Here is a 13,786-nt window from a genome sequence, read left to right as displayed (position 1 = left end):
AGCGGTGCACCGGCATGTGAAGGTCACGCAGCGGGAGGCGGTGGCGGCGGCTGCCGGCCGAGTATCGGGCCGCGTACCTGGTGGATGTCGCGCGGGCGTACCTCCAGCTGGGTTACCTGCGCGGGGCGGCCCGCGCGCTGGTCGAAGCGGACGCCGTCGCGCCGGCCGAGGTCCGGTGCCGGCCTCTGGCGCGTACGGTGGTCGCCCAGGGCCACCCGGCGCCGGCCGGCGTGGCGCGACTGGCCGCCCATCCGCTGCGCTGGCGGCTGTTGACCGAGCTCGCGGCCAGCGATTACCGGGTCCGGGAGTTGGTGACGCTGGTGGGCGAGCCGCAGAACCTGGTCTCGTACCACCTGCGGCTGTTGCGCGACGCGGGGCTGGTCACGGCCGCCCGCAGCAGCTTCGACGGCCGCGACAGCTACTACCAACTGGACCTGGACCGCTGCGCGGACGCACTCGCCGCTACCGGGGTGGCCCTGCACCCTGCGCTGCGCCGGGAGCGCGTCGCGCCAGATGTGCCACCGGCGGATCTGTCTCGCTCGCCCCGCATCGGCGTGCTGTTCCTGTGCACCGGCAACAGCGCCCGCTCGCCGATCGCCGAATCCCTGCTACGTCACTACACCGACGGCCAGGTCGAGACGGCAAGCGCCGGTAGCCAGCCCAAGCCCCACCTGCACGCCGACGCCGTACGGGTGCTCCGCGAGGAGTTCGACATCGACATCACCGCCCAGAGCCCCCGGCACTGGGACACCCTGTCCGGTCGACGGTTCGACTACGTCATCAGTCTCTGCGACAAAGCCCGCGAGGCGTGCCCCGACTTCCCGGATCAGCCCCGGCGGGCGCACTGGAGCATTCCCGACCCGCCGCCACCGGCGGCACCGATCAGCCGGCTACCTCGCCTTCCGGCGCACCGCGGCTGCCATCGCGACCCGCGTCCGGCACCTGCTGCCCGTCCTCAGCGCCATCCGATCCTGAAGGAGATCCAGCCGTGACAGCCTCCGAACGGTACGCCAGTGTCCGCTACATCGTCGACGACGTGCAGACGGCCGTCGACTTCTACACCACCCATCTCGGCTTCGTCCTGAACACCAGTGCCGCGCCGGCCTTCGCGGACGTGGTGCGCGGCCCGCTGCGGCTGCTGGTCTCCGGCCCAAAAAGTTCCGGCGCCCGCGCCACGCCCGACGACGCCACCACCGCTGGACGCAACCGCATCCACCTCACTGTCGACGACCTGGACGCCGAGATCGATCGACTACGAGGTGCCGGGTTGTCGTTCCGTAGCGACGTCCTGGCCGGCGTCCCCGGAGTCCTCGCGCTGCTGGCGCCGGTGGCGACCTGTTCCCCTCACTGTCCTTGCCGGGCGACAGAAAGTTGTCCTGCCACCGATATGACCGTCAGGAATATTTATGCCTGACAGTCATACCGCTCGGTCCGGCAGCGTTTGTCGTGGCTACGGCTTCCAGTCGCGCCGGAGCAGGCCGTAGAGCACGAAGTCGGCGAAGCCGTCGCCGTCGTACTCGCGCTCCCGCTGGGTGCCCTCGTGCGTGAAACCGCACGCCTCCGCCGTCCGCCGCATGGCCGTGTTACTGGCCAGCGTCTCCAGTTCCAGCCGGCGCAGGTTGCGGTTGCGGAAGCCGTACCGGCAGAGCAGCCGGATCACCTCGGTCCCGTACCCCTGGCCGCGCGCCTCGGGAACCAGGGCGATGCCGAGATGGGCGTGCCCGTTGAACGCGTTGATTCCCCACAGCACGCCGCGACCCAGGAAGGTGCCGTCGGCCACCGTCTCGGCCAGCAGCAGCACCGGCGACTGGCCGTCGGGCGGCTGGGTGACCTGCTTCTCCAGCCACGCCCGGAGCTGGCCGACGTGGCGCGGCAGGAACGGCTCGCCGTCGGTGATCAGGTGCAGCTCGGGATCGCCCTTCAGGCGGAACAGGTTCGGCGCGTCGTCGGGCGTGGGTGGGCGCAGCCGGACCCGTTCGGTGGCGAACACGGCACGACGCTAACAGCCGACCGGCGTGACCACCGACCGGTTAATGCCGGGCAGGCGGTGATGAGTTGTCGGGCCCGTGGCCGTCATACGTAGGACGGGACACCACGAGGCGGAAGGATGACGTGATGGCTGCAGAGCTGCGGGAGCTGGGCGAGGTCGACGAGCGGGCGTTCTCGGGGCTGGCGGAGCGGCACCGGCGGGAGCTGCACGTGCACTGCTACCGGATGCTCGGGTCGTTCGAGGACGCCGAGGACACCGTGCAGGAGACATTCCTGCGTGCCTGGCGGCGGCGGGAAACCTTCGCGGGGCGGTCGACGTTCCGGGCCTGGCTGTACCGGATCGCCACCAACGCCTGCCTGGACCTGCTGGCCAAGGTCCGCCCGGAGCCGGCGACCGGCGGTGAGGTGCGGTGGTTGCAGCCCTACCCGGACCGGCTGCTCGACGAGTTGCCCGCGGGCGACGCGGACGAGCCGGAGGCCGTCGCCGTCGCGCGGGAGACGATCGAGCTGGCGTACCTCATCGCGGTGCAGCACCTCGCGCCGCGCCCGCGGGCCGTGCTGATCCTGCGGGACGTGCTCGGCTGGCCGGCGAAAGACGTCGCGGAACTCCTCGGCGACTCGGTCAACTCCGTGAACAGCGCGCTGCAGCGGGCCCGCGCCGGCATGCGGGAGCACCTGCCCGCCGAGCGCCAGGACTGGACCGGCGGCGAGGAGGGCACCGGCACCCGCGAGCTGGTACGCCGCTACACCGAGGCCAGCGTGGCCACGGACGTGCCGACGCTCGCCGCGATGCTGCGCGACGACGTACGCAGCTCGATGCCGCCCACCCCGGGCCTGTACGTGGGCCGCGACGCGGTGGTGAACGACTGGGTCGAGGGCGGCTTCGAGGGCATGACGGGCCTGCGCGGCATCCCCACCTTCGTGAACCGGCAGCCCGCCGTCGCCTTCTACCACTGGCGGGAGCGGGAGGGCGCGTACCTGCCGCTGGCGATCGACGTCCTGCGCGTCACCGGCGGGAAGATCACCGAGATCGTCACATTCCACGACGACCGGTTCCCGCGGCTCGGGCTGCCGGAGCGCCTGCCGGCGGACGGCACGGCATGAACAGCATGGATGACACCAGGCTGTCGGCGTCGACTTCGCGGTCACCAACAGCAGCGAGACGATCCCGGTGCCCGGGATCGCCGTGGTGACCGGCTTCTTCTCGGTCGTGGGCATCGTCATCGCGGTCGCTCTTCGTCGGTGGAGCGCTCGCCCCGCCGAGCGATTCGTGTGGACGGCGGTGCCGCTGACGGCGATCTCGCTGGTCCCGCCCATCCTCTTCGGGGCTGACGCCGCCACCGTCACCGCCCTGATCGGGCTGCACCTCGTCGCTGCGGCGGTGATGATCCCCGCCCTGGCGCGAAGCCTCCGCGCCCGGACCGACTGACGGTTCCGTCACCGGACGACGCGCGCGCCGTCAGGCGTGCTGGAGCGACCTCCGACGTAGAGTCGGCGGCGGTTCCTCACCGCGGCACGACAGCGATCACGTCGATCTCCACCAGCATGCCGGGCAGCGCCAGCGCCGGCACCGGGATCAGGGTCCAGGCCGGCTTGCGGTCACCCCACACGCGACCGAACTCCTGTTTCACCACCCCGAACTTCTCCTCGTCGTGGTCGACGACGAGGAGGTTGAACTTCGCCACGTCCGACATGGTGGCGCCGGCGGCGGCGAGCACGGTCTCCGTGTTCGACAGCGCCTGCCGGACCTGCGTCCCGAAGTCCTCCGACAGGACACCGTCCTCGGTCTCGCCGCCCTGCCCCGCCGGAAGGATCATCCGCCAGCCGGCCGGGAAGACCGCAAGATGCGAGTACGCGTTCGGCCGAGGATCGTAGAGCCCCTTCGGGTTGACGAACGTCAGCTCGTCGATCTCCCCCGCACGAATGTCACCGGCCATGTCGCTCTCGCCCCTCTGCATCTGCTGTGGCGTCCACTGTCAACGACCGACCTTAGTTGCCCACGGTGCTTGGAACGTGACTAATCGTCATCGCGGCGGCGCTGACCCGCGAGGTGCTGCCGGGCTGGCCGGAGGATGCGTTCATCACGAACTGGCCGATGCCGGAGCACTCGGCCGAGGACGTTCCGAGGGGTTGGACGAGCGGTGCGAATTTGATGCAGGGCGAGATCGGCGTTCACACGGAGTGCTCCACGGTCTTGGGCAGCAGTCGACCGCGCTCTATGTTGGCTGGTGGGGGAGTTCGCGCGGGTCGCGGCGGCAAGGAGCCGCTGGATGCCTTTGCCTTGCAAGTGAAAGCAGATTGGGTGCAGGTTGGCGAAGTGGTCACCGCGCCCGAAGTGCTCACCGAGTTTGGGCAGGGCAGAGGGCTCTGGCCTGCGGTGATGCAGTCGAGCGGTGTGGCGTGACCTCCCGGAGAAGACCGAAGTTGTCAAGTTGGACCCGCGAGTGAGCGGCCCCGGCACCTGCGGCCGACGGCCTATTCGCTGGCGGCGTCCTCGATGTGGATCCCGAGCGCGCCCGCCAGCGTGTAGGACAACGCCGCGAGGTCTTGGTGGGCGATGGCTGCTCCTGCCATGCTGGTCACTCCGCCGATCCCGGAGAGCAGGCAGTTGGCGAAGCGGGTGCCGTTCATCGTCGCTTGGGAGAACTGGGCGCCGGTCAGGTCGCAGTGGGTGAAGCGCACGCCGGTCAGGTCCGCGTTTTGGAAGTCCGCCCGGGTCAGGTTGCAGTCGTCAAAGGTGACGTCGGTGAAGTTGGTGAACCGGAACGACGACAGGTCCAGCCGGCACTCGGACACCGTCACGTCGCGCAACGCCCCGTTGATCCAGTGCACGCCCGTCATCCGAAGCGTCGATAGTCGAGTCCGGATCATGGACGACTTCTCCGCCCGCAGGTTCGCCAGGTTCGTACTCTCGAACAGGCAGTCGGTGATGGCTGCCCCGTCGAGCTGGACACCGCTGAGGTCCGCGCCCTTGAATCGGCACTGCGCGAGTTCCACTCCGTCGGCCGCCTGCCCGGACAGGTCGAGATCGACGAATGCCAGCCGTCGGAACGTCGATTCGGGCTCAAACCTGTGCTCTTCGGCTGTAGCACGTTGCAGCGAGGCCGGCGGTCTCGGCTTCGCCGGCACCCGATAGCGGGCGACACCCGAACCACTACCACGAGACGTCCGCGCAGCCATCCGCGCACTCTAGCCGCGGGCGTCGTGTCCACCGCCTGGCACACGCCGCACCACCCGCGCTGCCGTATCCTGGAGCCTCTTGACCCGCCAGGGCGGCCAGGCTGGCCGTTGTCGCCGTATCCCGACGGGGACTATCACATCTACCTGTCGGAGGACTTCCGGTTCGGCTCCTTCGGACATCCGTGGGAGTCGTCGCTGTGCATTTTCGGTGCTGAGCTGCTCGACGCGATCGCCGCCGTTCGCCGATCGCTACCGGGCTCGTGGTGGGAGGTCTGTACGTTGCCTGCGTCGCGGTGGCGTGGTCAATGGGTGGACGCCTGAAGCTCGGGGTTATGCCGGCGCATCTCGTCGATGAGCGCCTCCAGCGAGTACGGCAGGGCGGACTCTGGCACGTTGACCGGCGGGAAGCCGGATGCATAGTTCATCCGCAGGAGGGCGCGGCGGACGAACCCGGCTCGGGCAATCACCGCATTCGGGTCATGCGGCAGAACCGCCAGCATTCGTTGCCCCCCGACGGAGTGGATCTTCACGACGCCGATCTCGCGCCAACCGAGCCGGCCAGCCGAGGCCAATGACGCCCGGTCGGTGATGCCCTCCGCGTCGACCTGCAGGGTCGGTCGCCGATAGGCCAGTTCGAGGAGAAAATAGACGCCGGCCAGGCCGAAGAACGCAATGCCGACCACCGCGACGACAATGCCGACGAACCCACCGAGCGAGGCATCAATGATCCACAGACTCGCTAACACGAAGGCGGCGGAGGCGAGCAACAGAAGCAGCAGCGTCGATCGGGGAGCGTAAACGCGGACCGTTTCCACGACGAGAGCGTACTGCCGTCCAACCATGACGCCGTCACGTGATCGACGAACAGCTAACCATCCTCGTTTGCCGCAGACCGCGCGCCGGGTCACCGAACTCGACGCGGAGGCCGGCGCCCGCGCCCTCGACGGCTTCGTCGACGGACTTCGCGCCGCCCACGACGGCACGTCCTGCCACGTCACCGTCCTCGGGCACAGTCACGGCTCGACCGTCCTGGTAGAGGCGGCCAGCACCGGTGACGGCCTCGCCGCAGACGACATGATCGCCGTCGGCAGCCCCGGCATGCGCGTCGACGACGCCAGCGAGACACCCAGCAGGTGTGGGCCGGAGCCGCAGCCGACGACACCTTGGTCGCCCGGCCCGAGGAGCACGCCACCTGGCTCACCGGCCTGCCTATCGTTGGCCCGTTCTGGCCGTACTCGACCACGGGGAAACGCCATGACCCTCCACCACCGGGCGGCTTGGCGGCATGCTGCCGCCCTCACAGCCGTACTGATGATCCTCACCGCCTGCACCGGTGGCGGCATCTCGCGCGGCAAGGACGACGCCTTGCAGACCAGAGCCACCGCCGAGGTGAAAGGCCTGGCCGAGGCTAGTGCTCAGGCCGTCGCCACCACCGTCGGCATCCCGCTGAATGACTGGCGGACCAACACCTCGCCCTGCGTAGGCGAGCGAGGCGAGATCGCCGACGACGGCCGCTGGACGTTGAGCGGCTTCGCCGGGATACCCGTCGCCCCAGCCGACCAGATCACCTCGCTGCACCGGATCCGAGACAGGTGGCGGCAGCAAGGCTACGAAGTGACCGAAGACCGCATCTTCGCCGACGGCACCCGAGGCGCAGTCTCCATGCGGGATCCCGGAACAGGGATCACGGTCAGCCTCACCACCACGAAGAGCCGAGACAGCATCGCCTTGATCCTGGCCAGCGACTGCTACCTGCCCGCAGCCGGAGAGGACCCTGCCAACGCCTGAGCCAGCCGCCACTCAGCGAGAACCATCATCCGTCGGGGAGCTGACCCCGGTGCGACCCCAACGGACCGCAACTGCGCCGGCGGGTGTGGCGCGCCTGGCGACGGTGGTCGGCCTGACCCGGTGGGCGTGCCGTGTCGGGGATGGTTGGCCTACTGGCCGAACGTGGAACGCAGGTTCTCGTTGATCAGGAAGTTGAGGCGCTTGCGCAGGTGACCGAGGAGCGACGGGTCCGGTAGCGGCTCGACGACCAGGAGCGTCCAGCGCAGCTGGGTTCCGTAGATACCGTCGAACGCCAGGTGGAAATGCACCTCGGCGTCTGGCCGCCGTGGCCACAGCGACGACCAGACGACCAGGTGCGGGTGCTCGGCGCGGAGGACCCGGGGTGCCTGTTCGTCATCGAGCAGCCGCAGCCAGGGACGCCGTGGATCGCGGTCGGGCGTGGTGAGTGCCTCGAAGACGGCGGCCGGTGGGGGCGGCTGGTTACGCATGCGGCTACCGGCCTCGAGCATGCCTCAGCGTAGCGGCGCGTCGGGCAGCGCTGATCAGCGCGGCGGTGTGGGGCTTCCGGGCCGCACCAGGCCGGCGACGACCAGCAGGTCAGATGGTGACGACGACCTTCCCGGCCGGGTGCCCCTCCCTGAGGTGCCGGATGGCGTGCGCTGCCTCGGCGAGGGGATAGCTGCGGTCGACCGCCGGGGTCAGTGCACCGGCTTCGATGAGCTCCCGCAGCGTGTCCAGGTCCTCGGTCCGCTCCATGGCGCTCACGCTGCGCAGCCGCTGGCCGACGAAGAGGGACAGCAGCGGCGCGCGGACCATCTGCCGGTCGTAGCCACTGAGCAGCGGGCCCTTGGTGTACGCGCCGCCGACCAGCGCCAGCGTCCCGCGCGGGGTGAGGGCACGGCGCAGGAGTGAGAACGGCCGGTCACCGCCGGTGTCGATGACCACGTCGTAGACCGGGCCGTCACGGTCGATCTCCTCGCGCGTGTAGTCGAGGACGTCGTCGGCGCCGAGGGCGCGTACGACGTCAGCCCTGGCCGGGGCGCAGACGCCCGTCACTGTCGCGCCGTACGCCTTGGCGATCTGCACGGCGTGGGACCCGACGCCGCCCGACGCGCCGATCACCAGCACCCGGTGCCCCGGGCGCACCTCGCCGCTGTCGCGGACCGCGCGCAGCGCCGTCATCCCGGAGACGGGCACCGCGGCGGCCTGCGCGAACGACAGGTTGGCCGGCTTGCGGGCCAGCCGCCGCTCCGGCGTGCTGGTGAACTCGGCGTACGAGCCGCGCAGGGAGGTGCCGTACACCTCGTCGCCCGGCCGGAACCGGGTCACCCGGGCGCCGACCGCGGTCACCACCCCGGCCAGGTCCCGGCCGCGCACCGGCACCCGGGGCCGGCGCAACCCGCTGGCCAGCCGCGCCAGGTAGGGGCGGCCGGTCATGAAGATCCACACCCCGGGGTCGACCCCGGCCGCGCGGACCTGGACGAGGACGTCCCCGTCGCCGATGGTCGGCCGGTCGACGTCGCGGAGTCGGAGCACGTCCGCCGGGCCGTAGGTGTCCTGGACGATGGCCTTCACGGTGCCGCCTCCTCGGGGTACTGGAACACGTCGTCGAGCCGCACGTCGAACACGTGGGCGATCCGGAACGCCATCTCCAGCGAGGGCGAGTAGCGGCCCTGCTCGATGGCGATGACGGTCTGCCGGGTCACGCCGATCCGCTCGGCGAGCTCGGCCTGGGTCATCTCGTCGTGCGCGAAGCGCAGTGCGCGGATGCTGTTCGTGACGCGGGTCGGCTTCACCACTGCGGGACACCCCTGCGGTAGACGATCACCTTCGCCAGGCAGCCGACCACCGCCGACAGGACGAAGCACAGGTAGACGACGTTGGCGATCCAGAACCAGTCCCACTCGGCCAACGCCATCAGCATCGCCGACACCGCGCCGACGACCACGAACGCCTGGCCGACGTGGTCGCCGAGCCGCCCGATCTCCCGGTCGCGCACGTCCTTGGCGCGGGACGCCCGGGGGTTCACCACGCCCATCCCGATCTCGGCCACGATGTTCGCGACGATGGCGCCGCCGACCGTCCACAGCAGAACGCCGGCGTAGGGGGTGGCGGCGAGCGGCCCGCCGTCGACCCGGCTCAGGACGACGGCCACGTAGACGGCGTACCCGACTGCGCTGACGACCAGCATGGTCCAGGCGCGTTTCTCCTCGTGCGTCATGACCGACTCCCATGTAAAGAATCCTTGACATGGTCAGAGTAAAGCGTCTTTGACGCCATGTCTAGAAACTTTTACATGTGCGGGGAGTCCCGGTGACCGGCGTTATTGGCTTGTTGCCCTGCTGGCCCGTGCCTACCGTGAGGCGATGACCTCGAGGCTGCTGTCGGTGACCTTCGATGCCCGCGACCCGGCTCGCCTGGCGGAGTTCTGGGCCGGCATGCTCGGCCGGGAGGTCGTCGAGGACGCCGATGGTGCGCTCCTGCCCGGCGACGACACCCAGCTCAGCCTCCGGTTCGCGTCGAGCCGCGCGGAGCTGGTGCGGCCGAACCGCATGCACCTGCACCTGACCAGCGACAGCCCCGCCGACCAGCAGCACCGGGTGGCGACGGCGCTGCGGCTCGGTGGCGGCCACCTCGACGTCGGGCAGCGCCCCGATGAGGGGCACGTCGTCCTGGCCGACCCCGAAGGCTACGAGTTCTGCGTGATCGCACCCGGCAACACCTTCCTCGCCGGGTGCGGCCCGCTCGGCGAACTCGCCTGCGACGGCACCCGGGAGGTCGGCCTCTTCTGGCGCGACGCGCTGGGCTGGCCGCTGGTGTGGGACCAGGACCAGGAGACCGCGATCCAGTCACCGCACGGTGGCACGAAGGTCGCCTGGGGCGGTCCGCCGGTGGCCCCGAAGAAGGGGAGGAACCGGCAGCGATTCGACCTCGCCGTGGCCGGTGGCGACCAGCGGGCGGAGGTCGAGCGGCTGGTCTCCCTCGGGGCCACTCGGCTGGAGGTCGATGAGGACGGCGCCGTCGTGCTGGCCGACCCCGACGGCAACGAGTTCTGCCTGAGAGACAACTGATCGCCCGGGTCAACCGGAACGCCTCAGTGGTCGACCACGTCGCTGAACATGACCGCCGCAGCGCCAATCGCGTCCGGGAAAGTTGTGCCCACTCTACGTAGCGTTTGATTGCACTCATCAGGAAGCCCAACTGGCCCTGATCCGTGTGCGTGTAGATAAAGCGTGACGGGGGAGAAGATGCTGTCTCCCCCGTCACGCATTCTCACCGGCGCGCAGGTGCCACGAACATGCCGACCGAGCCGCAGGTCTGCGCCGCGTCCTTGAACTGGTCTCCGTCAACCACGTAGACCACCGCACCCCACGCCAGGGTGGTCGAGGGCTCCGTCCCAGGCGTCGGGCCTGCCGTTGCCCGCTTCACACACCCGTACAGGTGCGTCGGCGCATCACCCCCGAACACCTTCTCCCACCCTCGTCGGCAGGCGTCGACGGGCGTTTCGCCCGCCCGAGGCGGCACCTCACCCATGCCGCGCAGGCCGGCGGTCGCGCAGAGGAAGGCGTCGGCGTTGGCGGGCAGTGCCTCCGACGGCGCTGTCGGTGCGCCATAGCCGCCGATCGCAGCCGTCGCCCCGCCGGCAAGAAGCGTGCCGAGCACCACCGCCGCGCCTACCGTCACCGCCCGCCGCTTGGATCGCTGCTCCGCCGCAGGTCGGGGTGTCTCCAGAAGGCGAGCCAGCAATGCCGAACCAGGTGCGGTACGAACAAAGTCGGGCCGGACGTCAGGACGAGCTCCCGCGATGCGGGCACCGGTTGACTTGCGGTCCAGCTTCACACCTGCCCCCTCGCGTAGATGGTGAACGTCTTCTCCGGCGCCGGTTGCTGATCCTGTTGTTCGCCGGCCTCGTACACGCGCTCGAACCTGCGGCGGGCGCGGTGCAGACGCACCGCCAAGGTGGCGGTTGTGCAGCCGAGCACCTTGGCCGCTTCTTTGCTGCTCAGGTCGTACCAGTAACGCAACAGGAGCACCTCTCGGTCCGGCTCTGGCAGCTCCTGCAGCGCAGCGGCAACGCGGGTCCGTTCGTCGACGACGGCCTCCATGCCTGCGACGCGCGGCTCACCGATCCCCTCAAGCCTGGTCTGCAGGGCAGCGTGCGTGGCGCCGAGCCGGCGATGCTCAAGCATCAGCCGACGCGCGACGCCGAACAGCCAGGGACGCTCCTCGCCGGGCCTGACCGCCGGCAGGCGACGCCAGGCTACGAGGAAAACGTCGGCGACAAGGTCGTGCGCGTCATCCGTTCCGAGGCGATCGCAGACGTAGGCGTAGATGTCGTTGCCATGACGGTGGAACAGGTCGGTCAAGCGTTGTCGTTCCGCCGCTGACCGCTCAGCATCTGGCACCGGTCCTCCAAGTGGTGATCTGACACTAGTACTTGTCGGCACGGGCGTGCTTGCTTACCGCTTCGCGCAAGATTCAGCGGCTTCTCTTCAGGCCTGGCGTCAGCGGCGCGTCGCGAGCACCACGCCGGCCAGGCAGAGCGCGCCGCCCAGCAGGGCGAGTGGCGCCGGCACCTCGTCCAGCAGCAGCCACGACAGCAGGACGGTCACCGGCGGTGCCAGGTAGGTGGCGGCGGTGGTGCGCCCCGCGGTCCAGCGGGACAGCACGTAGCCCCAGGCGAGGAAGCCGACCGCGGTCGGGAAGACGCCCAGGTAGAGCATGCCGAGGGTGGCCGCCGGCGGGGCGGTGGCGAGCTGGCCGAGGAGCGTGGGGGCGAACGGCAGCAGCGCCGCGGTCCCGGCCAGCGCGCCGAGCCAGGTCATCGTCACGGCGTCCACCCGCGCCAGCAGGCGCTTCTGGAGCAGCACGCCGAAGGCGTACAGCAGGGCGGAGAGCAGCGCCAGCGCGACGCCGAGTTTGTCGGCGTGTCCGGTGAAGCCGCTGGCCGCGATCAGGGCGACGCCGGCGAAGGCGATCGCCACGCCGGCGCCGAGCCGGCCGGTGAGCCGCTCGCCCAGGACGAGGACCGCGGCCACCGCGACGAGGATCGGCGCGACCGCCACCAGCAGTGCCGCCGTCCCGGCGTCGACCAGCCGCTCGGCGGCGTTGAGCGCCACGTTGTAGCCGCCGAACCACGCCACGCCCCACAGCGCGATGAGCCCCAGGGTGCCGCCACGGGGCAGAGCGGCCCGGCGGGGCGCCGGGCTGTGCGGCTCCGGCGCGGCGTGCGGAGAACGGGCGCGTCGCAGCCCGGCGGTGAACGCCACGAACGCGCTCAGCGCGACGGACGCCGCCGCCATGCGGCCCAGCGCCAGGGCGCCGGGGGAGTAGTCGTGCCCGACGAAGCGGATGCCGACGAACGCCGACGCCCACAGGAACACCGTCGTCCCGGCGGCGACGAGGGTGGGCCAGGACCGGGGGTACGCCGCGCGGGCGTGGTCGCCCTCGGTGGCGTCCGGCCGGAGCGGGGCGGCGGTGAGCTGTGCAGGGGTCATGGGGTGATTCTCGTGCGCCCGAATGTTCAGCACCAGCGACTGTTTCTTCACAACTGTTCAGTGGGGCTTTACTGTTGAGGGGTGCTCGACGTTCACCGCCTCCGGGTCTTCCGCTCCGTCGTCGCGTCCGGGTCGGTCCAGGCGGCCGCCGCCAACCTGGGCTACACCCCGTCCGCCATCAGCCAGCACCTCACCGCACTCCAGCGCGAGACGGGCCTCACCCTCCTCGCCCGCGCGGGGCGGGGCCTTCGGCCCACCGCCGCCGGGCACGCCCTGGCCGCCGAGGCGGACCGGGTGCTCTCCCGGCTCGGTGCGGCCGAGTCGCTGATCGCGGACCTGCGAGCCGGCCGCACCGGCGCACTGTCCATCGCGTACTTCGCATCCGTGGGCGCGGCGTGGATGCCGCTCGTGGTGCGGTGCATCCTCGCCGAACACCCCGGTGTGCGGCTCGACCTGGAACTGCGCGAACACATCCCGGACAGCCGGGAGGAACGCGCCGACCTCCAGGTGGTCGTGGCGGGCGCCGGCTTCGACCCCGGCTCGGGCTTCACCGCCCACCATCTCCTCGACGACCCGTACGTGGCCGTGCTGCCCGCCGGGCACCGCCTCGCCGGGCAGGAGGAGGTGGACCTGACCGACCTCGCCGACGAGCGCTGGGTCGACAACGACTTCGCCCGCGGCTGGTGCCGCGCCAACCTCATCGAGGCGTGCACCGCCGCCGGCTTCAGCCCGGCCTTCCGGGTCGAGGCGCACGACTACCCGACGGCGCTCGCCTTCGTCGCGGCCGGCATCGGCCTCACGGTGCTCCCCGCGCTCGGCGCGGCACACCTGCCCCCCGGCGTGACCAGCGTCCAGGTGGTCCGCCCGACGCCGATCCGGTCGATCCGCGTGGTGGTGCACGACGCGGTCGAGCACACGCCGGCGGTGCGGACGGCGGTCGCCGCGCTGCGGGAGGCCGCCACGTCCGCGTACGCGGACGGTCGGGGCTGATCGGATGCGGTCGTCGGGATCCTGACTCCCCAATTGCCCGCATTGTGACTGTGGCTGGCGAATTCCTGTCCTGATTGCCTGGGGCTACGAATAACTGGGCCATTTCATTACGCGAGGAAGCGTGCCTTCGCGGTGCCGCTGTGCGTCGCGTCACATGGCTGGGGAGTGGGCGGAAGATCGTCCGCCGGGATTAGTGTCCGCGGTGGCAATGGGATTGTCGCCGGTTGTTCATTCGGATGCGCATGCTGCCCTTGACTTCCGGGTTGCGATCACCACTCAGCGTCCATACTGCCTGGTCACAGCCCTCGCAACAGCGAGGGGACTTGCGTCGACATCAACCC

General features: G+C 70.4%; 20 protein-coding genes. 9 read left to right on the top strand and 11 right to left on the bottom strand.

Annotation, left to right across the window (positions count from 1 at the left end):
* Positions 1–80 precede the first annotated feature (80 nt).
* Positions 81–992: an ArsR family transcriptional regulator gene (locus tag GKC29_RS20635; protein ID WP_230688730.1), complete on the top strand. Its 912-nt coding sequence runs from the start codon at positions 81–83 to the stop codon at positions 990–992.
* Positions 989–1,414 carry a VOC family protein gene (locus GKC29_RS20630; RefSeq protein WP_155332385.1) on the top strand — a complete coding sequence of 142 codons (426 nt, stop codon included), beginning with the start codon at positions 989–991 and terminating at the stop codon, positions 1,412–1,414. Before GKC29_RS20635 ends, GKC29_RS20630 begins: the two co-directional genes overlap by 4 nt.
* A gap of 36 nt (positions 1,415–1,450) precedes the next feature.
* Here the strand turns inward: GKC29_RS20630 and GKC29_RS20625 are convergent, their stop codons facing one another.
* The gene (locus tag GKC29_RS20625; RefSeq protein WP_155332384.1) at positions 1,451–1,990 is read right to left on the bottom strand and encodes a GNAT family N-acetyltransferase; all 540 of its coding nucleotides are present in this window, start codon (positions 1,988–1,990) and stop codon (positions 1,451–1,453) included.
* 125 nt (positions 1,991–2,115) lie between these two features.
* On the opposite strand from GKC29_RS20625, the gene GKC29_RS20620 reads away from it, so the two are divergent.
* Both GKC29_RS20620 and GKC29_RS20615 read left to right on the top strand, forming a co-directional pair.
* Positions 2,116–3,093 carry an RNA polymerase subunit sigma-70 gene (locus GKC29_RS20620; RefSeq protein ID WP_155332383.1) on the top strand — a complete coding sequence of 326 codons (978 nt, stop codon included), beginning with the start codon at positions 2,116–2,118 and terminating at the stop codon, positions 3,091–3,093.
* Positions 3,094–3,160: 67 nt separating this feature from the next.
* Entirely contained in the window at positions 3,161–3,418 is a 258-nt protein-coding gene (locus tag GKC29_RS20615; protein ID WP_230688729.1) for a DUF6069 family protein, read from the top strand.
* A gap of 76 nt (positions 3,419–3,494) precedes the next feature.
* Here the strand turns inward: GKC29_RS20615 and GKC29_RS20610 are convergent, their stop codons facing one another.
* Positions 3,495–3,926, bottom strand: coding sequence for a RidA family protein (locus tag GKC29_RS20610; RefSeq protein ID WP_155332382.1), 432 nt, complete (start codon positions 3,924–3,926; stop codon positions 3,495–3,497).
* 215 nt (positions 3,927–4,141) lie between these two features.
* Between GKC29_RS20610 and GKC29_RS20605 the strand changes: the two genes are divergently transcribed.
* Positions 4,142–4,393 carry a hypothetical protein gene (locus GKC29_RS20605; protein WP_155332381.1) on the top strand — a complete coding sequence of 84 codons (252 nt, stop codon included), beginning with the start codon at positions 4,142–4,144 and terminating at the stop codon, positions 4,391–4,393.
* A gap of 71 nt (positions 4,394–4,464) precedes the next feature.
* On the opposite strand, the gene GKC29_RS20600 is transcribed toward GKC29_RS20605, so the two are convergent.
* The gene (locus GKC29_RS20600) at positions 4,465–5,169 is read right to left on the bottom strand and encodes a pentapeptide repeat-containing protein (protein WP_155332380.1); all 705 of its coding nucleotides are present in this window, start codon (positions 5,167–5,169) and stop codon (positions 4,465–4,467) included.
* Here GKC29_RS20600 and GKC29_RS20595 point away from each other — a divergent pair.
* Positions 5,062–5,490: a DUF2716 domain-containing protein gene (locus GKC29_RS20595; RefSeq protein WP_370463270.1), complete on the top strand. Its 429-nt coding sequence runs from the start codon at positions 5,062–5,064 to the stop codon at positions 5,488–5,490. The genes GKC29_RS20600 and GKC29_RS20595 overlap by 108 nt on opposite strands.
* Here GKC29_RS20595 and GKC29_RS20590 read toward each other — a convergent pair.
* Positions 5,472–5,984 (bottom strand): STM3941 family protein, encoded by a 513-nt coding sequence (locus GKC29_RS20590; protein WP_155332379.1) that lies wholly within the window; start codon positions 5,982–5,984, stop codon positions 5,472–5,474. The two genes, GKC29_RS20595 and GKC29_RS20590, sit on opposite strands and share 19 nt — an antisense overlap.
* A 67-nt stretch (positions 5,985–6,051) precedes the next feature.
* On the opposite strand from GKC29_RS20590, the gene GKC29_RS30055 reads away from it, so the two are divergent.
* The gene (locus GKC29_RS30055) at positions 6,052–6,957 is read left to right on the top strand and encodes an alpha/beta hydrolase (protein ID WP_230688727.1); all 906 of its coding nucleotides are present in this window, start codon (positions 6,052–6,054) and stop codon (positions 6,955–6,957) included.
* 149 nt (positions 6,958–7,106) lie between these two features.
* On the opposite strand, the gene GKC29_RS20575 is transcribed toward GKC29_RS30055, so the two are convergent.
* The 4 genes from GKC29_RS20575 to GKC29_RS20560 all read right to left on the bottom strand — a co-directional run bounded on the left by GKC29_RS20575 (position 7,107) and on the right by GKC29_RS20560 (position 9,178).
* Positions 7,107–7,466, bottom strand: coding sequence for a hypothetical protein (locus GKC29_RS20575; protein WP_155332377.1), 360 nt, complete (start codon positions 7,464–7,466; stop codon positions 7,107–7,109).
* 88 nt (positions 7,467–7,554) lie between these two features.
* A complete protein-coding gene (locus GKC29_RS20570; RefSeq protein WP_155332376.1) occupies positions 7,555–8,532 on the bottom strand; it encodes an NAD(P)-dependent alcohol dehydrogenase in 978 nt (325 codons plus the stop codon).
* A complete protein-coding gene (locus GKC29_RS20565; protein ID WP_155332375.1) occupies positions 8,529–8,756 on the bottom strand; it encodes a helix-turn-helix transcriptional regulator in 228 nt (75 codons plus the stop codon). The genes GKC29_RS20570 and GKC29_RS20565 overlap by 4 nt, the downstream gene beginning before the upstream one ends.
* Positions 8,750–9,178: a hypothetical protein gene (locus GKC29_RS20560; RefSeq protein WP_155332374.1), complete on the bottom strand. Its 429-nt coding sequence runs from the start codon at positions 9,176–9,178 to the stop codon at positions 8,750–8,752. The genes GKC29_RS20565 and GKC29_RS20560 overlap by 7 nt, the downstream gene beginning before the upstream one ends.
* A 145-nt stretch (positions 9,179–9,323) precedes the next feature.
* Here GKC29_RS20560 and GKC29_RS20555 point away from each other — a divergent pair, with 145 nt between their 5' ends.
* Positions 9,324–10,028 carry a VOC family protein gene (locus GKC29_RS20555; protein ID WP_155332373.1) on the top strand — a complete coding sequence of 235 codons (705 nt, stop codon included), beginning with the start codon at positions 9,324–9,326 and terminating at the stop codon, positions 10,026–10,028.
* A gap of 202 nt (positions 10,029–10,230) precedes the next feature.
* Here GKC29_RS20555 and GKC29_RS20550 read toward each other — a convergent pair whose 3' ends face one another.
* The 3 genes from GKC29_RS20550 to GKC29_RS20540 form a co-directional block, all read right to left on the bottom strand.
* Positions 10,231–10,797, bottom strand: coding sequence for a hypothetical protein (locus GKC29_RS20550; protein WP_155332372.1), 567 nt, complete (start codon positions 10,795–10,797; stop codon positions 10,231–10,233).
* Positions 10,794–11,324 (bottom strand): RNA polymerase sigma factor, encoded by a 531-nt coding sequence (locus GKC29_RS20545; protein ID WP_196255674.1) that lies wholly within the window; start codon positions 11,322–11,324, stop codon positions 10,794–10,796. The genes GKC29_RS20550 and GKC29_RS20545 overlap by 4 nt, the downstream gene beginning before the upstream one ends.
* A 138-nt stretch (positions 11,325–11,462) precedes the next feature.
* The gene (locus GKC29_RS20540) at positions 11,463–12,455 is read right to left on the bottom strand and encodes a DMT family transporter (RefSeq protein WP_155332370.1); all 993 of its coding nucleotides are present in this window, start codon (positions 12,453–12,455) and stop codon (positions 11,463–11,465) included.
* A gap of 81 nt (positions 12,456–12,536) precedes the next feature.
* Between GKC29_RS20540 and GKC29_RS20535 the strand changes: the two genes are divergently transcribed.
* Positions 12,537–13,445 carry a LysR family transcriptional regulator gene (locus GKC29_RS20535; protein WP_155332369.1) on the top strand — a complete coding sequence of 303 codons (909 nt, stop codon included), beginning with the start codon at positions 12,537–12,539 and terminating at the stop codon, positions 13,443–13,445.
* Positions 13,446–13,786 lie beyond the last annotated feature (341 nt).

Source organism: Micromonospora sp. WMMC415, from assembly GCF_009707425.1.
Classification (GTDB): Bacteria; Actinomycetota; Actinomycetes; order Mycobacteriales; family Micromonosporaceae; genus Micromonospora.
The sequence above is the reverse complement of the archived record's forward strand: the minus strand, read 5'-3'. Positions and strand labels throughout refer to the sequence as shown.